The 25,027-nt window shown below is 41.9% G+C and carries 17 protein-coding genes; 4 read left to right on the top strand and 13 right to left on the bottom strand.

Going from position 1 to position 25,027, the window contains the following annotated elements:
• Positions 1-354 precede the first annotated feature (354 nt).
• The 8 genes from fba to MTF66_RS30920 form a co-directional block, all read right to left on the bottom strand.
• Positions 355-1,419, bottom strand: a complete 1,065-nt coding sequence (fba, locus tag MTF66_RS30955; protein ID WP_054560883.1) for a class II fructose-bisphosphate aldolase — start codon at positions 1,417-1,419, stop codon at positions 355-357.
• Positions 1,420-1,616: 197 nt separating this feature from the next.
• The gene (locus MTF66_RS30950; protein ID WP_058585757.1) at positions 1,617-2,792 is read right to left on the bottom strand and encodes a phosphoglycerate kinase; all 1,176 of its coding nucleotides are present in this window, start codon (positions 2,790-2,792) and stop codon (positions 1,617-1,619) included.
• Positions 2,793-2,834: 42 nt separating this feature from the next.
• Positions 2,835-3,851, bottom strand: coding sequence for an erythrose-4-phosphate dehydrogenase (gene epd / locus MTF66_RS30945; protein ID WP_054551164.1), 1,017 nt, complete (start codon positions 3,849-3,851; stop codon positions 2,835-2,837).
• Positions 3,852-4,151: 300 nt separating this feature from the next.
• The gene (locus tag MTF66_RS30940) at positions 4,152-4,613 is read right to left on the bottom strand and encodes an isoprenylcysteine carboxylmethyltransferase family protein (RefSeq protein ID WP_248529556.1); all 462 of its coding nucleotides are present in this window, start codon (positions 4,611-4,613) and stop codon (positions 4,152-4,154) included.
• Entirely contained in the window at positions 4,610-5,233 is a 624-nt protein-coding gene (locus tag MTF66_RS30935) for a 3'-5' exonuclease (protein WP_054560884.1), read from the bottom strand. Before MTF66_RS30935 ends, MTF66_RS30940 begins: the two co-directional genes overlap by 4 nt.
• A gap of 8 nt (positions 5,234-5,241) precedes the next feature.
• On the bottom strand, positions 5,242-7,080 hold the full coding sequence (locus MTF66_RS30930) for a DUF294 nucleotidyltransferase-like domain-containing protein (RefSeq protein WP_248529555.1): 1,839 nt from the start codon (positions 7,078-7,080) through the stop codon (positions 5,242-5,244).
• Positions 7,081-7,199: 119 nt separating this feature from the next.
• Positions 7,200-8,924: a sodium:solute symporter family protein gene (locus MTF66_RS30925; RefSeq protein ID WP_062564846.1), complete on the bottom strand. Its 1,725-nt coding sequence runs from the start codon at positions 8,922-8,924 to the stop codon at positions 7,200-7,202.
• Positions 8,925-8,934: 10 nt separating this feature from the next.
• Complete coding sequence (locus MTF66_RS30920; protein ID WP_054551160.1) at positions 8,935-9,198, bottom strand: DUF4212 domain-containing protein; 264 nt, start codon at positions 9,196-9,198, stop codon at positions 8,935-8,937.
• A gap of 387 nt (positions 9,199-9,585) precedes the next feature.
• Between MTF66_RS30920 and MTF66_RS30915 the strand changes: the two genes are divergently transcribed.
• Positions 9,586-13,026, top strand: a complete 3,441-nt coding sequence (locus tag MTF66_RS30915; RefSeq protein ID WP_248529554.1) for a PAS-domain containing protein — start codon at positions 9,586-9,588, stop codon at positions 13,024-13,026.
• 36 nt (positions 13,027-13,062) lie between these two features.
• Here MTF66_RS30915 and MTF66_RS30910 read toward each other — a convergent pair whose 3' ends face one another.
• On the bottom strand, positions 13,063-15,666 hold the full coding sequence (locus tag MTF66_RS30910; RefSeq protein WP_248529553.1) for a DUF2339 domain-containing protein: 2,604 nt from the start codon (positions 15,664-15,666) through the stop codon (positions 13,063-13,065).
• Between the two features lie 105 nt (positions 15,667-15,771).
• Positions 15,772-17,133 (bottom strand): hypothetical protein, encoded by a 1,362-nt coding sequence (locus MTF66_RS30905; RefSeq protein ID WP_248529552.1) that lies wholly within the window; start codon positions 17,131-17,133, stop codon positions 15,772-15,774.
• Between the two features lie 340 nt (positions 17,134-17,473).
• Here MTF66_RS30905 and purU point away from each other — a divergent pair, with 340 nt between their 5' ends.
• The gene (gene purU, locus MTF66_RS30900) at positions 17,474-18,304 is read left to right on the top strand and encodes a formyltetrahydrofolate deformylase (protein WP_248529551.1); all 831 of its coding nucleotides are present in this window, start codon (positions 17,474-17,476) and stop codon (positions 18,302-18,304) included.
• 52 nt (positions 18,305-18,356) lie between these two features.
• Here the strand turns inward: purU and MTF66_RS30895 are convergent, their stop codons facing one another.
• Both MTF66_RS30895 and acs read right to left on the bottom strand, forming a co-directional pair.
• Complete coding sequence (locus MTF66_RS30895) at positions 18,357-19,007, bottom strand: response regulator transcription factor (protein WP_054551155.1); 651 nt, start codon at positions 19,005-19,007, stop codon at positions 18,357-18,359.
• A 96-nt stretch (positions 19,008-19,103) separates the two neighbouring features.
• A complete protein-coding gene (gene acs / locus MTF66_RS30890; RefSeq protein WP_248529550.1) occupies positions 19,104-21,044 on the bottom strand; it encodes an acetate--CoA ligase in 1,941 nt (646 codons plus the stop codon).
• Between the two features lie 282 nt (positions 21,045-21,326).
• On the opposite strand from acs, the gene MTF66_RS30885 reads away from it, so the two are divergent.
• Together MTF66_RS30885 and MTF66_RS30880 are read left to right on the top strand one after the other, a co-directional pair.
• Positions 21,327-22,493 carry a DcaP family trimeric outer membrane transporter gene (locus MTF66_RS30885; RefSeq protein ID WP_054560892.1) on the top strand — a complete coding sequence of 389 codons (1,167 nt, stop codon included), beginning with the start codon at positions 21,327-21,329 and terminating at the stop codon, positions 22,491-22,493.
• Positions 22,494-22,685: 192 nt separating this feature from the next.
• The gene (locus MTF66_RS30880) at positions 22,686-24,803 is read left to right on the top strand and encodes a TonB-dependent siderophore receptor (protein ID WP_248529549.1); all 2,118 of its coding nucleotides are present in this window, start codon (positions 22,686-22,688) and stop codon (positions 24,801-24,803) included.
• Between the two features lie 67 nt (positions 24,804-24,870).
• On the opposite strand, the gene MTF66_RS38670 is transcribed toward MTF66_RS30880, so the two are convergent.
• On the bottom strand, positions 24,871-25,027 hold a 157-nt coding region (locus tag MTF66_RS38670; RefSeq protein WP_374237610.1), incomplete at its 5' end, for a pentapeptide repeat-containing protein.

Genomic DNA, 25,027 nt, shown 5'->3' with positions numbered 1-25,027 from the left:
AGAGCTTTTGGTCAAGGCGAGGAGGAGATATTTCACATAAAAATCACGGATCACTGATCTACCAACTTAATCAGATCAGGATCAGATTTTTACTAAGAAGATCAACTTCAGATCAGTTTTTTACTTAGAGAATAAGATAACTTGTTGATTTAATGTTAAGACGCTCAGCGTTTCGTTTAAAAGATGAGCAAAGAAAAGCCTGTGATCAGTATACAACTAGTAAAATAATGATCCGTGAAAGCTAAGGTTAGTAAAACAGTGATCCTGATAAACACGAGTAAGTATATCGCTGATCCGCCTTGATCGAATCATAAAAAAACCGGCATAAAGCCGGCTTTTTCAACTTATTGTCAATTACTTGATTTGTGGATCAAGTTCACCTGATAAGTATTTAAGATGCATATCATCTAAAGAGATAGGCTTGATCTTACCAGCTTGACCTGCCGTACCAAATGCTTCGTAGCGAGCAACACAGATCTCTGTCATTGCTTTCGTTGCTTCAGCTAAGTATTTACGTGGATCAAAGTTAGCTGGGTTTAAAGCTAAGTGACGACGAATTGCACCTGTTGATGCTAAACGAAGATCGGTATCGATATTAACTTTACGAACACCATATTTAATACCTTCGATGATCTGCTCTACAGGCACGCCATACGTTTCAGGGATTTCGCCACCGTATTGGTTAATCACTTCTAACCACTCTTGTGGAACAGAAGAAGAACCATGCATTACTAAGTGTGTGTTAGGAATACGCGCGTGGATTTCTTTAATGCGATCAATCGCTAAGATATCGTCTGTTGGTGGACGAGTGAACTTGTACGCGCCATGTGATGTACCACAAGCGATAGCAAGTGCATCAACCTTAGTTTTACTAACGAAATCAGCGGCTTCTTCAGGATCTGTTAGCATTTGATCAGTAGACAATTTACCTTCTGCACCAACGCCGTCTTCTTCACCTGCTTCACCTGTTTCCAGAGAACCTAAAACCCCTAACTCGCCTTCAACAGACACACCACAAGCATGTGCCATTTCAACTGTTTGACGTGTTACATCAACATTGTATTCGTAGCTTGAAGGAGTTTTACCATCAGACATTAATGAGCCATCCATCATAACTGATGAAAAGCCTAACTGGATTGAGCGCTGACATACACCTGGTGAAGTTCCGTGGTCTTGGTGCATTACAACTGGGATATGAGGCCATTCTTCAACGGCTGCTAAAATCATATGACGAATAAAAGGGGCACCAGCATAGGCACGTGCGCCTGCTGAACCTTGTACAATTACCGGGCTGTTCGTTTTGTCAGCCGCTTCCATAATTGCACGCATTTGCTCTTGGTTATTAACGTTAAACGCAGGTACGCCGTAACCATTTTCAGCTGCATGATCAAGAAGTTGTCGCATACTGATTAAAGCCATTTGGTATTCTCCAAATTGTATCGACAGTAGTTCCCTACTATCTAGTTTGAACGGATAAGTTATTTTTTTGATGCATCACTGCATCACGAAAAGCTCGCGCCTACCGTAACAGCTGTAAATAAAACGAGGGTGAGAGGTATTTTATTAACAGCCAAACCAGCGTAATTACCTAATAACTACGCTGGTATACGCACTAATTACTTAGCACGTTCTTCAAGCATAGCAACTGCTGGTAATTTTTTCCCTTCTAAAAATTCAAGGAAAGCACCACCACCGGTTGAAATGTAAGAAACTTTATCGGCAATGCCGTATTTATCAATCGCTGCAAGCGTATCACCGCCACCAGCAATCGAGAATGCACTTGAGTTAGCAATCGCATCAGCAATAGCACGTGTGCCGTTACCAAATTGGTCAAATTCAAATACACCAACTGGACCATTCCATACAACAGTGCCCGCATTAGCAATGATTTTTGCTAATTGGTTTGCTGTATCAGGACCAATATCGAAGATCATGTCTTCGTCTGTTACTTCATTCACATCTTTTAATGTTGCCACTGCAGACTCAGAGAACTCATTACCTACAACAACATCAGTTGGTACCGGGATTTCACCGTTATTAGCTTTTGCCGCAGCACTTAATTTGTTTGCTTCATCAATTAAATCAGCTTCAAATAAAGATTTACCTACTGGGTGACCTGCCGCTGCGATGAAGGTATTAGCGATACCACCACCCGTTACAAGTTGGTCAACCACTTTCGAAAGTGAATCAAGTACAGTTAACTTAGTCGATACTTTAGAGCCACCAACGATAGCAACCAAAGGACGAGCTGGGTTATCAAGCGCTTTACCTAGTGCGTCTAGCTCTGCCGCAAGTAGTGGACCTGCACATGCAACATCAGCAAATAAACCCACACCGTGAGTCGATGCTTGTGCACGGTGAGCCGTACCAAATGCGTCCATTACGTAAACATCACATAATGCAGCTAGTTTTTTAGACAGTGCTTCGTCGTTTTTCTTTTCGCCAGCGTTAAAACGCACGTTTTCGAAAACAACCACTTCGTTATCAGCAACGTCTACGCCTTCTAGGTAGTCTTTTTCAAGACGAACTGTTTGCTCAAGGGCATCATTTAAATAATTAACCACAGGGGCAAGTGAAAACGCTTCTTCATATTCCCCTTCCGTAGGGCGGCCAAGGTGTGACATCACCATTACTTTAGCGCCTTTTTCTAACGCTAATTTGATAGTTGGTAATGCTGCACGAATACGCGCATCAGAGGTCACTTTACCTTCTTTTACAGGCACATTTAAATCTTCACGAATTAACACGCGTTTGCCGTTTAAATCTAAATCTGCCATTTTAATGACCGACATGGACTTCTCCTTAGTTAACGATACTAATATTATATTTATAAATTATTGGCTTACAGCCATCATCGCACGCGCAGTGTCGAGCATACGATTCGCAAAGCCCCACTCATTATCGCACCACACTAACAACTTTATCAGTCGTTTATGACTAACACGTGTCTGAGTGCCATCTATGATACAAGAATGTGGGTCATGATTAAAATCTACCGATACCAATGGCTCTTCTGTGTAGCTTAAAATACCGTCAAGGCGGTCTTTTGCAGCTAACTTAAGTGCTTGATTGACAGTCGCTAAATTCACATCGGTATTCACAGTTACACTTAAATCCATCGCCGTCACATTGATAGTTGGTACCCTAACAGCAATGGCTTCAAAGCGACTATGAAACTTAGGCAAAATACGCTCAATACCACGAGCAAGCTTTGTATCTACCGGAATAATAGACTGGCTTGCAGCGCGAGTACGACGTAAATCATGATGATACGCATCAATCACTTGCTGATCATGCATCGAGGCATGAATCGTTGTAATAGCTCCAGATTCAATCGAAAATGCGTCATCCAGCACTTTAATCACTGGCACAATACAGTTTGTGGTACATGAACCGTTTGAAACAATCGTATGTTCAGCTTTTAGCTCATCATCGTTAATACCATACACAATTGTGGCATCAACATCAGCATCTGCAGGCTGTGAAAACAATACTTTTTTTGCACCAGCAGCTAAGTGTAGTTCTGCATGTTCACGAGAGTGATACACCCCAGTACATTCAAGAACCACATCAACATCAAGAGTTTGCCAAGGTAGTTCTGCAGGGTTTTCTTCTGCAAATAAGGCTATAGAGTCGTTAGCAACCGTTAAAGTATCTTCGCCAAGATTAACTGGAAATGAAAAGCGGCCGTGAGATGTATCGTATTTAAGGAGATGGGCAATGCCCTTAGGGTCGGCTAATTCGTTAATAGCGACAATTTTGATTTGATCTTCAAGCCCTGATTCATACAGTGCACGGACGATATTGCGCCCGATTCGACCAAAACCATTAATTGCAAGTTTGATTGCCATGAAGAAGAAAATCCACTCTATTTGCTTGCAGATAAAGGCAGCTGCCTTTTAGATGGCGGTATTGTAATCGACCTGAAAAGTTTTTATAAGAGGTCAGCCAAAATAAAAATTGCTTAGCGTGTTTTAGATGGCTCAATTTTGGTAATCGACCTTTGAAGTTTTTATAAGAGGCCAGCCAAAATAAAAATTGCTTAGTATGTTTTAGATGGCGCAGTTTTGGTAATCGACCTTACACATTATTATAAGAGGGCAAGGTAAGTAAAACTGCTTTAGCGACCTCATATAGCTTTCTGTATTACTTTATAGCCAGCGACGAACAGATTTTTGGTATTGCTGGTATGCTGACCCAAACTTATCTGCCATAAACGTTTCTTCTGGCATAATTTGAAATCGATTCATATAGAGAATAAATACCGGCAGCATTATAAAACTCACAATATTACCAAGATAAATTCCCCAACCAACTAGCATTAATAACATACCAACATACATTGGGTTACGGCTAAATTGATAAACACCACTTGTAACAAGGCTCGCCGACTTTTCTGGAATTCGAGGGTCAACAGTCGTACCTTGCTTACGAAATTGATAAACACCTAATAAAGCAAACACCACACCTAAAAATGCAATGAGTAGTGCTACAAAAGATGATGCGAAAAACGAGAAGATAAAACTCATAAACAAGTCTGCTATGCCCCACATCATCAACGCAATGATCAGCAGCAGCGCGACAGGAGGAATTTTTAATTCTAACTGATTCACACAAGCTCCCCTACTTTCAATGCCTTACCACGACTAATTTGATGACACTGGGCTAAGAATAACTCCGCCGTTGCCATGGCATCAGTAAGGGCATGGTGCGAGCTGTAATGCGGTAAGTTGTAGCGTTTACGGCATTCGCTAAGTGTTAAATCATCGTGGCCAATTTCGTGGCCTTGCTGGTGCAGGCGTTTTTTTTCAATAACAAAGGTGTCAAGAATTAAACGCGCTTTTGCATCTAAGCCAAGCGTTCTGCAGGCCTGTTTTAAAAACCCCCAATCAAGTGCCGCGTTATGAAACACTAAAATGCACTCACCAAAATGCTGATGCAGCTTGCCAAGAATGGTTTCGAGGCTTTCACCAGTATCTATGTCTTGTTTTGCAATACCGTGATAAATCGGGCTTTGCTCTAAGCTTTGCACGTCTTTATTTATTAAGTGCTGCGCACCGCTGAGTTTGATGCACTGATCTTCAATCATTACCCACGCCACCGAGACAATTTCGTGCTGGCGAGGGTCAAGGCCCGTTAATTCCATGTCTATCACTACATAGCGCTCTTTATAAGCATCGGCTGCCAAAAGTTGCTTGCGCGCTAAATACCGACTTAACCAGCGTTTAACCATAACGCCTCCTATAAACTACCACGAGCAAACTTAAAGGCGGCGGCTTGCTGTGCCTGTTTAACCAAATAAAATGCTTCTTTTAATTGATGTCGCTCTAATGAATTCAAAGCATTTGGGTTAATACAGTTGCTAGGCAATCCCTCTTCGTTAATTTGCGTGCCTAAACGCAGCTGAGTTAAAAAGCGCCAACAGTCTTTTAGGTTATATAAGTCATCTTTGTTGAGTAGCGAAAATTTCATTAACGCATCAATACGCTCTTGCGTATTAGCGCGCTGAATACCCGCTTTAAGGGAATATAAACGTACTATGTCGTTGATGATCACCACACCACGTTTTTTTAAGTCGAGGTACTTATGCTGTTTTTCGTCAGTTTCTAATTTAAATTGATTAAACAAACCAATGGGCACTGGCGTATTTTTAATGTCACTCGCCATAGCTGCATAGAATAAGTCATTTTTAGAAATGCGCTTTAGCTGCTCACAAAAGCGCGCATATAAGGTGGTTGAGCCTTCAATAAAGCGTAGATCAAAAAATATCTTACAATTGAGCATCGCCTCTGGTGTAGGTGAGGTGATCCACTTATGAAACTTTTCTGTCCAATCGTTAATGCCCATTCTACACGCTGCATTGCTCGCCATAATATTACCAGGACAACGTTTTATACCGCACTCAATTAAATTCTCACAGACATACTCGCCCATGCGCTTAAAGTAATCGTGTTGTTCTTCTGTTAAATCATCAGGTAGCAACAGGCCATTATCTTGGTCTGAATGCAGCGTTTGCTCTTCCCTTGCTTGTGAACCAAAACAAATAAAACTAAAGCTGGTTGGTGCCGCGCCATTATCTTCTTGAAACAAACGGATCAAACGCGAAGTCAGTGCATCGGTTAAGCCACTTAATAATTTACCAATCAAGGAGATATCATCAATATTGTTCGAAAAGCCTTTTAACAAGCCGGGTATCTCTTGCGAATAACGCTTTAAATCAACCACGCTGTGCGCTTTGTATATTCGCCCAATCAATTGTACTGGGTCGCTTTTTTGCTGACGCAGTAAATCAGTACTGGTGAGCATACCTAGGGGTTTGTGATGTTCATCAAGCACTGGTAAATGGTGAATATTGTGCTTAAGCATTAAGTGCAGCGCCGAAAACACGCGGTTATTTTCAAAAATAAACTTGGGTTTACACGTCATGATGCTGCTTACTGACTCTTGTGGGTCAACCTCATCGGCCAATACGCGATTGCGCAAGTCTCTGTCAGTGACAACCCCAACGAGGCGATCATGTTCAGTTAGCATAATCGACGAAACACCCTGTTGTTTCATTTTTTTAGCGGTTTGACGAATACTTGCATCTGGTGCCAAGGTAACGGCTTTGCGATTCATCAATTCACAAATTTTCTTCTCCGACCAACTGTCGTTTTGACTTTTATAATGAGACGACAATAAACGGTTTTTGTGGGCGCGAACAAAGTATTGCTCAAACACTTTATACTCACGCCGTAAGTAATCAAATGCCACTTGGTTTAGCATGTAAACAATGCCTTCCTTTTGCACTGAAATGCTATTTTGAATCGCTTCGCCAGTTAACAGTGAAGGAAAACCAAAGTAATCACCACTCGATAACTTAGTGATCACATCACCTTTTGGGTCGACTAAATCATAATCGCCAGAGCGAATTAAAAATAATCTTAGATTATCCGAACTTAACCACTGATTTTGATTCTCACGGGTTAGGTAAATAATATCGAGATGGTTTACAAAATACTCACTAGCAGCGCCATCTAGCTGATTAAATGGCGTTTGCTGCATCACAAATTGGGCGACTTCCTGTTGCTCGGTATTCATGGTCATTCTCGCTATAAAATAGAGACAATATCTACACTACCCCTGTTTGAAATAAATAAAAAGCCCGACTTAAGTCGGGCTTTTGAACTTCAAGAGTGTGTTCTTATAAAATGGTTTTATTAGTGCGCGTGTGCTGCGCTCGAACCCTTAGGGTTACGGATACCTTCAACCATTTCTTGGATTTCAACTGGTGTTTCAGCCGTTAGTTTAAGTACGATAGCTGCAACCACAAAGTTAACAATCATACCGACTAGACCGATACCCTCTGGTGAAATACCAAATAACCAGTTTGCAGGTGCGTTCAATTCAGGGCTTACGAACTTGAAGTAGATAATATAAGCCGCTGTGAATGTAATACCTGTCACCATACCCGCAATCGCACCTTCTTTATTCATCTTCTTAGAGAAGATACCCATAATGATAGCTGGGAAGAAGCTCGCCGCTGCTAAGCCGAAGGCGAAGGCAACAACCGAGGCCACGAATCCTGGCGGATTAATACCAAAGTAAGCTGAAATCACAATCGCTATCATCGCAGCTAAGCGCGCTGCAAGTAGCTCTTGTTTGTCACTTATATCTGGTTTTAAGGTACGTTTTAATAAGTCATGCGATACCGAGGTCGAGATCACCAATAGTAAGCCTGCTGTTGTTGATAGCGCTGCTGCGATACCACCTGCTGCTACTAATGCAATCACCCATGCTGGTAAGTCTGCAATCTCAGGGTTTGCAAGTACCATGATGTCGCGGTCAACTTTAACTTCGTTTGCGCTGTTTGGATCATCAATCTTACCTGCTGAGTAGAACATTTTGCCGTCACCATTTTTATCATTAAAGGTGATTAGGCCTGTTCTTTCCCAGTTTTTAACCCAAGCTGGTGCTTCAGCGTACTCTGTACCGCTACCGTCTTTACCGTTAATTGTATCAATCATGTTTACACGAGCGAATGACGCTACTGCTGGTGCTGTTGTATAAACAATTGCAATGAAAACAAGTGTCCATGCAGCTGAGATACGCGTGTCTTTAACACGTGGAACAGTGAAGAAACGAACGATTACGTGCGGTAAACCTGCAGTACCAACCATTAACGCGCCTGTGATTGCGAATACATCAATCATGCTCTTCGAGCCTTCGGTGTACTGCGCAAAGCCAAGCTCCGTACTGAGCCCATCTAGTTTATCGAGTACAAACTGTCCTGAGCCATCGCTAAGCGTTGCACCAAAACCTGTTTGTGGGAAGAAGTGACCTGTCATCATCATTGAAATGAAGATTGCTGGAACAAGGTAAGCAAATACTAGTACACAGTACTGAGCTACTTGCGTGTAAGTAATCCCCTTCATACCGCCTAATACAGCGTAGAAGAATACAATCACCATACCAATGTAAACACCGGTCTCAATATCTACTTCTAAGAAGCGAGAGAAAACCACACCTACACCACGCATTTGACCTGCGATGTATGTGAAACAGATAAAGATGGCACATAAAATTGCAACAACACGTGCAGCTTGTGAGTAATAACGGTCACCGATGAAATCTGGCACCGTGAACTTACCAAACTTACGTAGGTAAGGTGCTAAACAAAGTGCAAGTAGTACATAACCACCTGTCCAACCCATTAGATATACACCACCGTCATAACCCGCAAACGAGATAATACCCGCCATTGAGATAAACGATGCCGCACTCATCCAGTCAGCAGCGGTTGCCATACCATTCGCTAGCGGCGGAACACCACCACCTGCAACATAGAATTCATTTGTAGACCCAGCACGAGCCCAGATTGCGATGCCGATATAAAGCGCAAAGCTTAAACCGACGATAATAAACGTGAGTGTTTGAACATCCATTGCTTAGCTCCTATTCGTCTACGCCGTATTTTTTATCTAACGTATTCATTTTGAAAACGTAAACAAAAATCAAAGCAACAAAGGTGTAAATAGCGCCTTGCTGGGAGAACCAGAAGCCGAGTTTAAACCCAAAGAAACGTATCTCATTTAGTACGTCTACCAGTAAAATGCCGAAGCCAAATGACACGACAAACCAAATTGCTAATAATTTAAATAGCAGTGCGAGGTTTTCCGCCCAATAAGCTTTTGCTTGTTCTTCATCTTTAAAAGCCATTTTTTATCCCCTTATGCATTACAAGAAAGTAATGAGTGGTATTAGTTGTCATTAACTAAGTTAGCAAGGGTTCTGATTTATGGAATTGAGACCATAGTCGTAACAGCCAGTTTACGTTTACGTAAACTGTAAAACACCATTTGTTAACGAATAGTAAAAAACAATATTTAACAACAACTTAACCTACAAAGATAAATTTACGAAATAACGAAAATAGTAAAAACGAATGATCTGCGACATTAGTCTAATAAAGATACATAAAACAGTACTATTCATTAATTTTCAATAACTTGTATTTCATTAATTATTATTGCAAAAAATCTTGCCATCGAAATCGCGCATAATTCTGGTAAGGTAGTGTTATTACAATAATTACTGAATTTAAACATGACAGCTGCGCTTTTATTTGTTGCACTCGCCTATATTGGCGTGTTGTTTTGGTTGGCAAATTGGGGAGACAAAACCACTCCTCTTGCTAAAAGAATTAGTCACCACCCATTTGTTTATTCTTTTTCATTAGGGATTTACTGTACGTCTTGGACCTACTATGGTTCAGTTGGTACAGCAGCCACCAGCAGTTGGAATTACTTACCTATTTTAATTGGCCCTGCGTTGCTTTTTTTCTTCGGCCAAGGGTTTTTACGTAAATTAGTACTGGTCAGTAAAAAGCAAAACATCACGACCATCGCCGACTTTATTTCAGCTCGCTATGGTAAACGGCAAACCACCGCCATTATGGTAACAATTATCGCTTTATTGGCGACGATCCCGTATATCGCGCTGCAATTAAAAGCACTGAGTAGCAGCTTCTTACTACTGCAAAACGACGATCGTATTTCAGGCTCTATGCTGGCCCTTTCGGCGACACTCATTATGGCAATGTTTGCGATATTCTTTGGTACTCGTAAAGTCGATGTAACCGAATATCGCTCAGGGCTAATGCTCGCTGTCGCCTTTGAATCTATGATTAAGTTATTAGCTTTGGCGGCCGTAGCGGGGCTTGCTTTATACACATTATTTAATTTAACAACGGTGCAGACCGAGCAGCTAACGGGCTCAATTTGGCAACATTGGCAGAACTTCGACTTTTTTAGCTTTAACTTTATCGGCCAGTCATTAATGGCAGCAGCAGCCATCATCTGTTTACCTAGGCAATTCCACGTAACTGTGGTCGATAACCAAGATAAACGCCACCTTTATACAGCCCGCTGGGCATTCCCCCTGTATTTGTTACTAACTGCTGCAATGATTTTCCCTATTGCAACGGCAGCTATTCACCCAGGCATTGGCAGTGGCTTCTCACCAGATAGTTTTGTATTAGCTCTACCGCTGATGCACGAAAACGCCTTTTTAACGACCTTTGTATTTATCGGGGGTCTATCAGCGGCTACGGCAATGATTGTTGTAGCCACACTCACGCTCAGTACCATGATTTCAAACGATGTAGTGTTGCCGTTAATGCTGCGTCGTAAGTTTAAACGTAACCTGATTACTAGCAGCTATAAGTCGCAAATCCTGTTAGTGAGACGCTTCACAATTGCTGGCATTTTGATTTTGTCGTATTTCTACCAGCAATGGTTTGGCCATGGTAAAGCGCTGGCTAGTATGGGTTTAGTGGCCTTTTCTTTGGTATCGCAATTACTCCCAGCTATTGTAGGTGGTCTTTATTGGCGAAAAGGCCATGCGTATGGGGTTTATGCCGGGTTATTAGCAGGCTTTATTTGCTGGGTCTTATTCTTAATGCTGCCTATTTTAGATGCAGGCAATACCTTAAACGCAGAGCTGCAACAAACACTTATTACTCGTGGCACCCTAATCGCCTTGTTTGCCAATATTGGCTGTTACATTAGTTTTTCGCTCGGTGCAGATGAGCGTTTAATTGATAAAATTCAGGCAGCTGCCTTTGTAAATCCAAAAGAGCAAGCCGTATTCGCCAGACGTTTAAATAAAAACGTTAAAGCCACCGTTTACGACTTTAAAGTACTGCTGCAAACCTTCTTAGGCGTGCAGCGCTCGCAGCAAGTGCTGGCTCATTTTGCGTTATCGAATAACTTAGATGATAACAACGCGCACCCTGAGCCCGAGTTTATTGCTTATTGTGAGCGCGCCTTAACTGGTGTACTCGGCGCATCTTCAGCACAAGCGCTGATCCACACGGTTGCTTCTGGTAAACGCATGGCCTTTGAAGAAGTGGTTAACTTTTTTGATGAAACCACACAAGCCCTGCAATTTAACCAAAACTTATTATTTACCTCTCTTGAAAACCTCAGCCATGGTATTTCGGTTGTTGATAAAGAGCTTAATTTAGTGGCGTGGAATAAGCGCTACGCAGAGATGTTTGCCTACCCAGATGACTTTCTCGAAGTAGGCCAACCAATTGAAGATGTGCTTAGATACAATGCCGAACGCGGTGAATGTGGCCCCGGTGAAGTTGAGCGCCATGTAGAAAAGCGTGTACAGCATCTTAAAAACGGCACGCCCCATCACTTTATTCGCCACCGCCGTAATGGCCAAGTGTTCGAAATGATTGGTAACCCACTACCAGATGGCGGCTTTGTGACAAGTTTCTCTGATATTACCACGCATATCGAAACGCAAAATGCGCTTGAAGAAGTAAACATGGATCTTGAAAACCGCATTGAAGCGCGTACTCAAGAAATCCGTACTATCAATAAAGATTTACAAGCACAAATCGATAGCCGAGTACAAACTGAGCAAGCACTTACTTTAGCTAAAAAAGAGGCTGAACAAGCTAATGACAGTAAAACGCGATTTTTAGCCTTAGCAAGCCACGATATTTTACAACCGCTGAATGCGGCGCGCCTATATCTTGCAGCTATTGATGATAAAACCCTTTCGAGCAACAACTTAAATAACTTTGAAAAGCTGGGTGCAAGCTTAGATTCAACGGTGCATTTGATGTCGGCGCTGTTAGAAATTGCCAAGCTCGAGCAAGGAGCAATGACCCCTACCCCACGTCACTTTAGTATTGATGACATACTTGCCCCGCTGAAAAATGAATACGCCATTATGTCGAGCGAAAAAGGCTTAAAACTGACAGTGCGTTCAAAGGGAGTTATCGTTCACAGTGATATCACTTACTTACGACGAATTATTCAAAACTTGGTGTCAAATGCGGTTAAATACACCGATAGTGGCCGAGTTTTAATTGCTTGTCGCAAACGCAAACATCATTTACGGATTGAAGTATGGGACACAGGCCCCGGCATTACAGAAGTAGAGCAAGCGAAAATCTTCAATGACTTTTACCGTATTGAAGCGGGAGATAACAAAGGGGTTGGCCTTGGCTTAGGAGTTGTAAAACGAATGGCCGACTTACTCTCTTTACGTTTAGATGTAAGATCAACGCCTGGCAAAGGTAGCCGCTTTAGTATTGAAGTACCTTATGGTGAAAGCCAATTTATTCAACAAAAAGATACGCCTAAAAAAGGGGTTGAGAACCGCAGTGCGATGAACATTATTGCAGTGGATGATGACCCTGAAAACCTTAATGCCATGGCAAGCCTATTGCAAAAGTGGCAGGCCAATTATCAGCTCTTTGATCAAGTTGAAACCGTGATGGCCTATGCCAAAGAGCACCGAGCACCCGATGTTATCTTAATGGATTACCAGTTGGGTCATGATTGCGATGGCATAACGCTTATTAAAACCCTAAGAGAAATTTGGCAAAGCCCAGTGCCAGCCATTTTAATCACAGCGGTGCGTGATGAAGCCCTAAAACAGCAAACCAAAGAAGAGCAAATTCATTACCTTAGTAAACCCGTTAAGCCCGCAAAACTCAAAGCACTGCTTAACCACAGTACTTAACAATAGTGCTTAACCAACGTATTTAACAACATCGATTTAAGGCAAAGCAGTAGGCTTTGCCTTAAATTTTTGGAACAACCAACTAAGCCCAACTAACGACAAGCCTAAGCCGATAAACGAAATAGCCCGCAGCAATCCGGTTAAGTTTGCCATATCAATCAAGAACACTTTTAGCACCACCAACGCCAATAAGCCAAGGCCGAGCTTTTGTAATACCGTAATGGTTCTTAACTGCCCCACCACAACCACCAAGGCACCGATAACAAGCCAAACTAAAGAATAACTGTAAAGCTCGGCATCTGAGGTCGGCAAAGCAAGGTTTATAAACTCGCCTTGCCAGTTATGACGAATTTCCGCATTGATATATAAAACACTCATCACACCTGCAAGTGCTGTAAACAGCTTTTGTAAATAGTGATGAGACTTGGTCAGTTTGCTTGCCCAAATTGCAATACAGGCGGGGACTAACCAAAGTAATAGTAACCAGTTAATAATCGGCCAACTGCCTATATTTATCGGCTCAAAAAACGGATTTACAGCGGTAAAGCTTTTCAGTATTAGTAAGCCACTCAGTGTTAATAACGCAAAACCTGCTACTTGATAGAGTTTTGCCAATTGCGCAGTAAAGCGTGAACGCAGTAAATAAACACAACCTAATATACCCCAGTTACAGGTTAATAAAATATGCTCATACACAGACAAGTTCTCAAAGTCAGGGTATTGCCCCACCAACTGATAGCTCGTCTCTGTGGTAATAAATAAAGCAATGCAATGAAGCGTTGCACCTTCTAGCCACACCCGAACAGATTGCTGCTGCCAGTGCCTCGCTGCCAAGTAAAATAAGCAAACGCATACTGGGTATACAACCAAACTCCAGTGCACACCGAGCAGCAGCGCATCACTGTACTCAGCTGACCAAGGCGCAAAACTTAACCTTACAAGTAAAGCGCCAACTAAGCCCTTAAGCGGCCAAGTAGGAATGCTGAGTGACTGTTTATTGACATAAAAACTGATCAACAACACTTGCGCAGCAAGCGCTAAGGTTAAGCTACTGCCTTCAAGTAGCATGGTTAACGCTAAACTAATATTGGCATTGCCGCCAAGCCAGTAACTAAATACTCGCATTAGGTTTGTGCTATTGATTGATAACTTAAATAACCAAGCAGACAGTGCCAGTAATACAAAGCACCAAACCGGATACGCCGTCATCAAGGCATGATCGGGAGTGATGACATATAAGCAGCTAATAATTACAAAACTTGAAAGTGAATCGAGTAAAGCAAAACCTAAGCGTTTGGGGTATTTACGACCAAACAAAAACCCATAACCCGCAAACAAAGCAATAAAAAACAGCCCTGCTCCGTAATTTTGCCGAAATACAAAAAGCTGCTCAGAGTAGTCAACAGCATTATATTGCCCTGTAAGCAAACACATTACACTCACGACAGCTAGTATCAGCCAGTGATCCCATGCACTGTTTTTTAATACCAAAAATAACAGTAAAGCCACTAACGACAATATACTAAGCTGCCAAGTAAGCAGATCATTATGACTGATGAGTAAAAGGTAAAGTGGCACGACTACAGCTATCAACAGAGGGTTGTCGGGCAGTTGTTTCAGTAGCGTTTTAAAGCGGTGTGGGCGGTGTTCAATTTGCTTAATACTCAGTCCGAGACGCGGAATCGCAATTAACAATACGATGCTAAATAGAGCATAAAGATTAATAAACCAATGCAGGTTTTTAGCTGCACTCATCGCAACTAAGTAATACCAGCCTAAATGACCTGCCCATAACAGATACCACAACCAATGCCGTTTTACGTAATGCGCGACTAGCGAAGCCGATACACTGACAAACGCAACATAGGTTAGCAGTGCTATAAAGTCATTGCTCCCGGTATTGACCCAAACCGGCACACTGTAGGCGCCAATAATACCAATGACCGCAAGCACAGGACCAAAACGCAGTGCCATCCAGCTGGCTGCTACAGAAACTAAGGTTAAAATGCTAAATGCTGGTAAAGCTTGCAGTAAGCCATAATGGCTGTAGGCCAGCAAGGTCAATGCAAAACAACTAATAAAGCCGCCACTTGCCAGCGCCGCGGGAATATAGTTGCTAAACCCATCAAAGATAATACCTTTACGATGTAAAACCTCCGCCGCAACAATTAAGCTCAAACCAAAAATAGCGCCAAGCGTGAGTCGCATGGTTTCGGATAATAAGCCTGCCTCCAGTGAATAGCGGGCTAAAAAGATACCGCCAAAGGCAAGTGCAACCGCTCCTACCCAAGTTAACCAATTAGCTTTGATTTGTGTAACGAGTTGGCTTACTAGCGGATTTAAAGTCGCAGGCATGGGTTTTGTTTGCTCTGGCTTTTTAGGGATAGCCTCAATCGGCTTACTAATGATTACAGGCTCTGGTTCAAATTTTGCTGTGTCAGTCAGATTTTCGTTTGAATTATCAAACTGGTTTGCAGTATTTGCTTGTGGATTATGGGAATATGTCGCGTTAAGTTTGACTCGAAGAGCAGCTACTTCTCGCTTTAAACTGGAGAGTTGAAAAAAGGCAAAAATACCCGCAATGGAGCCACCTACAACAACTAGTGCTAGTAATACTAGTAACGCAATACCGCCATCCATACTCTCTCCTTGTGTACGCTTTAAACAAAAAAGCAAAAGCCTTAATTGTTTATACAATAAACACTTAGCAAGAGTAAATAAACAACGATATTGCGTTTTAGCCGGTTAAGACTGTTCAGTCACCGTACGCTCTAAGGTCATTTTAAAACCTGAGTCTGTGGTTTCATCGTGTTCAATCACTAAGATATAGTTACCTTCTTCGGTAAAGTCCATATCGCTTTGTTGCAAGAGCACAATCTGTTGACCGTTATCTTCAAACACCACATAAGTAGTATAAACTTCGTTATCAACCACCTGTTCTTGTTGGTCGTATTGATCTAACCCTTCAACAACATTGCTGGTATCTTCAACCGTTTCACCATTGAGGGTGAAGTACACATCAACTTCGTCAATCTCTTGCCCTGCATAGCTATCAATTAAGTTAACCACAGTAACTGCGTGACTGTAGCTGCTTGGAGTTAGGTTTTCTTCAATGGTCATCATACGAGGGCCATAATCTTTATCATTGTAGAAAAGACCAACCGCACTTTGCTCACGCTCTAATGTCATTAAGAAGTTATCGACAATTGTGTCACCCGCTTCATCTAACATTGCGACGCTATAACTATTTGGCGACATGCTCATGTATTCTGAGTAAGTATCGTTGCTAACAACTTCGGTGTTGGTCGCCGTTGTGCCTCGGGTTACTTTAAACTGGGTTTGTGTGTAATCATCGATGGTATTGATAAAACGCAGCTGACCTTGCGCGTCTTGGTGGTTTAGTTGTGTTACTGAGCTACTAGCCGTCACAACATCAAGCGTAATGCCATCTTCTTCTGTTGCATAACTTGGGCGGATCATCGCCATGTACGTTGCTTCATCATTAAAGTACACGGTTGGTGATTCAAAAATCACATCAGTGCTGCCGCTAGCGGTAATATAAATAGTGTAATAACCTTCCTCAAGCGTCGCTAATTCTGGCTCAACGAGGTATTGCGAAGTCATTAATAACTCAGCGGTATCAAATAACCCGTCATCAGTAGCAACGTATACATCGTAAAGGTTATCTTCGCCAACGATATTAAAAAAGCCAACATTGAATTCATCTTCATCGCTTGACGTCGGAACACTGAGCTCAGTAAAAATTGGTTCAGCAAAATCACCATTCATTACTAGCAACTGAGTTTGATCATTTTTAATTTTGATGGTTTCTTCGTCGATGGTGATATAACTATCGTTGGCATCAACATATTCAAAACTGAGATCATACTCCCCCGAACTGTAGTTATGACGAGTTGATACATCACCAAAATCTGCCCCCGAACGTTCAGTGTCATCAACAAATAAACGTGTGTATGGGCTGTTGTAAGAGCCATTGTACAGTTGCACATAGCCACTGTTGCTACTGCTGCTGTCATCGCTTGAACAGGCAGCCAGTACCGAAAGCAAACTTGAGGCAACAATTGTTTTAAGCAGAGTGCTTTTCATGGAATTTTTTCCTTATTGTTTGTAATACCCCATTCTGACTCGAATAGTGCGAAAAAATTCTATGTTTTACAAACTATTACCTTAACTTACAGTTACTTACGATAAGGTTAAAAAGTGTAGGAAATAATGTAGAAAAGCACTTAGTTAATCATAATTATGGACAGAAAATCACATTTATAGTGAAAGCAGCTTACTTTTACACGAAAAGTAAATATTGATTACATTTAAGGCGCTTATGCAATCAAATCAGATAAATTATTAGATAGTTAAATTTGCGCTATGCAGCACAAAAAAATTAGCAAATAATGGTGTTCACACAAACGGGATTAGAATGAGGACTATGAACACGATTTTAACCACACAATGCGATGATGATGTTGGTCTAATTGCCAAGATCACCGGCCTTTGTCATCAGCATAATTTAAACATTACACGTAATAACGAATTTGTAGATAAAGATGCTAAACGCTTTTTTATGCGTACAGAGTTAACCGGCGTTATTTCAGATGACTTTTTACCAAGTCTTGCTGATCTACTTCCTGATGGCGCAGAGCTTGCCCTGCATAGCAGCGAAAAAACGAAAGTGGTATTGCTTGCCACCAAAGAAGCGCACTGTTTAGGTGGTGTATTACTAAAGCAATTCGAAAAAGCATTAAACATCGAAGTACTGGCTGTGATTGCCAACTACGCCGACTTAGCGCCACTGGCTGCAGGCTTTGATGTGCCATTTCATGTGGTATCGCACGAAGGCTTAAGCCGTGCCGAGCATGATCAACAAGTTGGTGATTTAATTGCTAGCTATCAGCCTGATATCATCGGCCTTGCTAAATATATGCGTATTTTAAGCCCTGAATTTGTGGCGCGCTTTGAAGGTAAAATTATTAATATTCACCATTCATTTTTGCCTGCCTTTATTGGTGCAAAGCCTTACCATCAGGCATTTGAGCGCGGTGTAAAAATTATTGGTGCGACCGCTCACTTTGTTAATAATGAGCTCGATGAAGGGCCGATTATTTTACAAGATGTGACGCATGTCAGTCATGCTGATACCGCAGAGATGATGGCAAAAATGGGTAAAGATGTTGAGAAAACAGTGTTCTGCAAAGCGCTGCAACTCGCATCTGAACATAAACTGTTTATCAATGGTAATCGAACCGTGGTGTTCGCTTAAGCAATAAAATGAAGAGGCTGAATGGCCTCTTTATTGTTTTTATTATCTTTTGTTATGCCGACTCAATAGGCTCTAATTGTAACTTAGAGGCAATTAATACCGCTTGAGTACGGTTATACACACCTAGCTTTCTAAAAATTGCTGTAATGTGTGCTTTGACTGTTGCTTCAGAGATATGTAACTCGTAAGCAATCTGTTTGTTTAACAAGCCTTCGTGTAAGTATTGCAACACCTTGTATTGCTGCGGCGTCAGTGAAGCCACTTGCGCTGCGATTTCCTTGTCTTCGCCATCTACGGCAGCCACTTTATCTTTAAGTTCAAGTGGAAGCCAAACATCGCCTTCAAGAATGTGGTTAATTGCCAGCGCAATATCATCTGATGAAGATGATTTAGGAATAAATCCCATCGCACCATAACCCATTACTTTAGAAACTACGTTGATGTCTTCGCTGCCAGAAACAACAGCTATTGGTAAGCTTGGATAGTCTTCGCGAATGCGAATAAGGCCGTATAAATCGCCATTGCCTGGCATGTGAAGGTCTAGTAGTAAGATATCAAGATCTTCTTGCTCGCTCAGCACCTGCAAGGTGGTATCAAAGTTTTCCGATTCAAACACTTCTAAATCAGCGAACTTAGCACTCAATGCCCCTTTCAGCGCTTCACGAAATAACGGATGATCGTCCGCTATTAAAAACTGACTCATGGTTCACTCCTAATAAATTCGGCTGACACCTATTTCTAAGTGACAGCCGATATACTACGTTTAGAATCAACTTCTAATCAAGTTTTTAACGCGATTTTAACGATTTAATCGGTTTTCGATTAGCTCATCAACAACGCTCGGATCGGCTAGTGTAGAAGTATCTCCAAGCTGTTGGTGCTCATTTGCCGCAATTTTACGTAAAATTCGACGCATGATCTTACCAGAACGAGTTTTCGGTAAACCTGGAGACCATTGGATCATATCTGGTGAAGCAATTGGGCTTAATTCTTTACGAACCCAGTTACGTACCTCTTTTGTTAGTTCATCGCTTACTACAATCCCCTCATTTGGAGTGATGTAAACATAGATGCCCTGACCTTTAATATCATGTGGGTAACCTACGACTGCAGCTTCTGCTACTGCTTCGTGAGCAACCAATGCACTTTCGATTTCTGCAGTACCTAGGCGGTGACCTGATACGTTAAGTACGTCATCTACACGGCCTGTGATCCAGTAGTAGCCATCTTCATCACGACGACAACCATCACCTGTGAAGTACACGCCAGGGTATGCTGAGAAATAAGTTTGTTCAAAGCGTTCATGGTCGCCATAAACTGTACGTGCTTGTGATGGCCAGCTATCTAAAATAACAAGGTTACCGTCAACCGCGCCTTCTAGTGTATTACCTTCAGCATCAAATAGTGCTGGTGCAATACCAAAGAATGGACGTGTTGCTGAGCCTGGCTTCATATCTGTCGCACCTGGTAATGGTGTGATCATGATGCCACCAGTCTCTGTTTGCCACCAGGTATCTACGATTGGGCAGTTTTCGTTACCAATGTGCTCGTAATACCATGCCCACGCTTCCGGATTAATTGGCTCACCTACAGAACCCATAACACGAAGACTTTTACGAGTTGAAGTCGCTGTTGGCTCATCGCCTTTCGCCATTAGAGCACGAATAGCAGTTGGTGCTGTGTAAAGGATAGTCACGTTGTGCTTATCAATTACTTCACCCATACGGCCCGCTGTTGGGTAAGTTGGTACACCTTCAAATACGACTTGTGTGCAGCCATTCACTAATGGGCCATAAGCAATGTAGCTGTGACCTGTGATCCAGCCCACATCGGCACTACACCAGAAAATATCCTCTTCTTTAAGATCAAACACATATTCATGTGTCATCGATGCATAAACAAGGTAACCACCGGTAGTATGAACCACACCTTTTGGTTGACCCGTTGAGCCTGAAGTATAAAGAATGAAAAGCGGATCTTCTGCATTCATTGGCTCTGGTTCGCACTCAGCTGGTAAGTCAGCGACAAGCTCATGCCACCAAACATCATGACTATTCCATTCAACTTCACCACCCGTTAGCTGATGAACAATAACGTGCTCAACGGTGGTTACTGAGTCTTGTGATACCGCTTCATCAACATTTGCTTTAAGTGGTACACAGTTGCCAGCACGGCGACCTTCGTCTGAAGTAATTACCACTTTGGCGCCTGAGTCATTAATTCGGTCAGCAATCGCTGATGGAGAGAAACCACCAAATACTACAGAGTGAATAGCACCAATACGCGCACACGCTTGCATAGCGTAAATAGCCTGCGGTGTCATTGGCATATAAATAGCAACACGGTCACCTTTTGATACGCCTAATTTTTTAAGGCCGTTGGCCAGTTTAGCTACTTCGTCGTGAAGCTGTTGGTAGCTAATATTTTCGTTGTGTTCAGGGTTATCGCCTTCCCAAATGAGGGCTGTTTTATCGGCTTTAGTGGCAAGGTGGCGGTCAATACAGTTGTAAGATGCATTAAGTTGACCGTCTTCATACCAGCGAATGCTGATGTGGCCTTTGTCGAATGAGGTGTTCTTTACTTTGTTATAAGGAGTTGACCAATCAAGGCGTTTACCGTGCTCTCGCCAAAATCCTTCAGGGTCATCAATAGATTGCTTGTACAGTGTATTATATTTATCGTTATCAACTAGTGCTGCATTCTTGATATGCGCTGGTACTGGATAGATACTTTCTGACATTGTTGTCGTCTCCATTTTAATTACTTGCCTACGGCCTGCTTCAAGGATCACTCAGCAAAGCCCCTGAAAGTATTAGACCTTAGTTGTATATCTTGTCATTTAACAAAAAACTTCGAAATTGCCTTCTATAATCTAGTCCAATGTTAGGTTGGATGCGATTTAACTACCCATTCCACCTTAGTCTAATAGACCAATAGATAATTGAGAGAAGTCATTTCTTAAACAACAGTGATACAACAACATTAATGCAATCAACAAGTAGCTTCGACAGGAATACACATTATGACAACAACAAAAGTAACCGCATTAAAAACACTCACAGCTTCAGCTGTTTTATGTGCACTTGCAGGTACCGCTAACGCCGCAACCATTGGTAACACTGACGTCTCTTATGGTGGCTATGTAAAACTTGATGCTATGTGGAGTGATTACTCTGCAGGCGTACCAGCTGGCGGCAGCATTGGCCGTGACTTCTATGTACCAGGTACAACACCGGTAGGCGCAGACAGCGACAGCGATGCAGTATTTGACATGCATGCACGCCAATCTCGCTTTAACCTAGGTACAGCAACAAAATTAGACGATGGTAAAACCATCAAAACTAAAATTGAAATAGACTTTATTGCTTCAGCGCCAGGCGGTAACGAGCGTGTTAGTAACTCTTACGCGCCTCGTATTCGTCAAGCATTTGTGACTTATGATGGTTGGTTATTTGGTCAAGCTTGGTCAAACTTTCAAAACGTAGGTGCATTACCAGAAACACTCGACTTCGTTGGTCCTGCAGAAGGTACTGTGTTCGTACGTCAAGCACAGGCACGTTACACTACCGGTAATTGGTCATTCTCTATCGAAAACCCAGAGAGCACAGTCACAGTTGGCGGCGCACGTGTAGCCACTGATGATGCATCAATGCCTGACTTTACAGCACGTTACGCACATAAAGCTGACTGGGGTGAATTAGTATTTACCGGTCTTGCTCGTCAGTTAACTTATAAACAAAATGGCATTGATGCAGATACATCATCGTTCGGTATCAGTGCATCTGGTAAAGTAAATTTTGGACAAAATAACCTTAAATTCATGCTAACTCAAGGCACAGGCTTAGGCCGTTATGTTGGTTTAAATGTCGCTCATGGTGCTGTGCTTGATGGTGATGATTTAGATGCAATTGATTCAACATCAGGTTTTATTGCCTATCAACAACACTGGAACAGCCAATGGCGCTCAACTTTCCTTTATTCATTCTTTTCAGCAGATAACAACACAGATTTACTTGCTGTGACTGGCGACCCTACAGAAATGAGCCAAAGCTATAGTGCCAACCTTTTATATTCGCCTGTTAAAAAGCTTACATTTGGTGTTGAGTTTAAACATGCTGAGCGTGAGTTAGAAAGCGGTGCAGACGGTGATATGGACCGTCTACAGTTCTCTGCAAAATACGTGTTTTAAGATTTAAACTTATTTTACTTCCTGAAGCGGCTTCGGCCGCTTTTTTTATATCTCCTTTTTATATTTCTGTGCCCTTTAAACTTTTTTGCAAACAATTACTCACCAAAACAGCAAGACCTAATTGCAAATTATTTTCATTTAGATTAAATTACGCATTAATTTCACTATTCATTGAACTAATTGGAACTTTGCATGTCATCAACAAAATTTTTGCGCTTATCTCAATTAAGCCTTGTGACGTCAGCACTTTTAAGTGGCCACGCTTTTGCAGAACAACAAAAAGAAGAACAAGCAATTGAAAAAATTGCCGTGTATGGCCAGCATCATAAAAACTACATCACTGAAGAAGCACAGTCAGCAACCAAATTAGGGCTAACAATTAAAGAGACACCACAGTCAATCTCTGTTGTATCACGTGCGCTAATGGATGACTTCTCACTCGATAATTTAAACGCTGTACTTGAAAGCACACCGGGTGTCACTGTTGAGCAAATCGAAACTGACCGTACTTATTTTAAAGCTCGTGGTTTTGAGATCACCAACTTCCAAGTTAATGGCATGGGTATGCCGCAAGACAACGGTTCAATCCAAGGTACTCTAGATACTTCTATTTTCGATAGTGTTGAAATTGTACGTGGTGCCAATGGTTTAATGACAGGTGCTGGTAACCCATCAGCAACAGTCAACATGGTTCTAAAGCGCCCTACTTATCAAACGCAAGTAAATGCATCTGTATCGTATGGTTCTTGGGACAACAAGCGTTTAGAGCTTGACGCTTCAACTGCTATCAACGAAAACCACGCTGTACGTGCTGTATTCACCAAGCACAAAACTGAGTCATACCTTGACCGTTACGAGCAAGATAAAACAATTTATTACCTAGCCTACGAAGGCCAGCTAACTGATAGCACAGTAGTAACTGCAAACTATGTAAATCAAAAGAAAGATGCTGATAGCCCACTGTGGGGTGCCTTACCGCTTTATTACAGCGATGGTTCAGCAACAAACTTTGACGCTTCAACTAGCACAGCGTCTGATTGGTCATACTGGAATAACACAACTGAGCAGCTGTTCTTATCAATTGAGCAAGCAATCACCAATACTTGGTTCTTAAAAGCTAGCTACGCGCACTTAGAAAATGAGCAAGATTCAGAGCTTTTCTATGTTTACGGCACACCAGACAGAGAAACAGGTCTTGGCCTAACTGGTTATGCCAGTGAATATGACCACAAAGATAAGCACGACATTTTAGATATCTACGCAACAGGTAAATTTGATTTATTTGGTATGGAACATGATCTGTCATTTGGTGTAAACCAAGCAGATATGGATAACAAAGATAAATCATTATATGACTACACTACAGGCAATGGTTTTCCTGCAATGCCTGAGCTAGGTGGCTGGGACGGTGTTGCGCCAGTACCAACACTTACTGATGGTTTAACAGGAGCTGATATCACTAGTCGTCAACGCTCAGCGTATATTTCAACTCGCATTCGCGCAACTGACGCTTTCAGTATTTTAGCGGGTGTAAGCCAAGTTAACTGGGAAACTGAAGGTGATTCATATGGCGTTGCTAAAGACAAAGACAGCGACCAAACAGTGCCATACTTCGGTGTTGTTTATGATATCAACGAAAACTTCTCAACTTACGCAAGCTACACAGAAACCTTCGTGCCGCAAACTGAGCGTGACATCAATGGTGATTACTTAGATCCAATCACAGGTAAAAGCAGTGAAATTGGTGTGAAAGCACAGCTACTTGATGACGACTTATTTGTAACAGTTGCTTACTTTGACGCTAAACAAGTTGGCCTTGCTGTTGCCATACCAGATTCATTACCTGATGACACTCGCTACTATGGCGCAGATGGCATTAACAGCGACGGTATTGAAGTAGAACTTAGTGGTCAAATCAACGAAACACTGAGTGCGAGCTTTAGCTACAGTAACCTAAACATTGATGGTGATGAATTAGTAAAAAACTACACACCTGAAAACCAATACAAACTTGCTGTAACTCATAAAGTACCTGAGATTGATGGTTTAACCTTTGGCTTAAATTACCGCTGGCAAGACGATACAAAACGCGTACAACCTACACAAGCGTCAGGGGTTGTTCCGGTTACCAAGCAAGATGCTTACGGCTTATTAAACCTAATGGCAACATACGATATTAACGACCACATGAGCGTTAACTTAAACGTTAATAACGTAACCAACGAAAAGTACATCCACAGTCTTTTCTGGGAGCAAGGTTATTACGGCGCACCGCGTAGTTACTCAGTGTCTTTCAACTGGCAGCTATAAGTTTTGATCTAGAAGCTACAATTTTTAAGCTTTAAGTACATAAAAAGCCGCATCATATGCGGCTTTTTCATGTAATAGTTGCAAGAGTAAAGTTTACCCTTTCTAACTTTCCCCTTGCTAACTTTACTCTCGCTAACTTTACTCTCGCTAACTTTACTCTTTCTAACTTTACTCTTTCTAACTTTACTCTTTCTAACTTTACTCTTTCTAACTTTACTCTTTCT

The sequence above is a fragment of the Pseudoalteromonas sp. 2CM39R genome, assembly GCF_023161845.1.
Note: the sequence above shows the minus strand (reverse complement) of the source record. Positions and strands in the feature narration are given on the sequence as shown.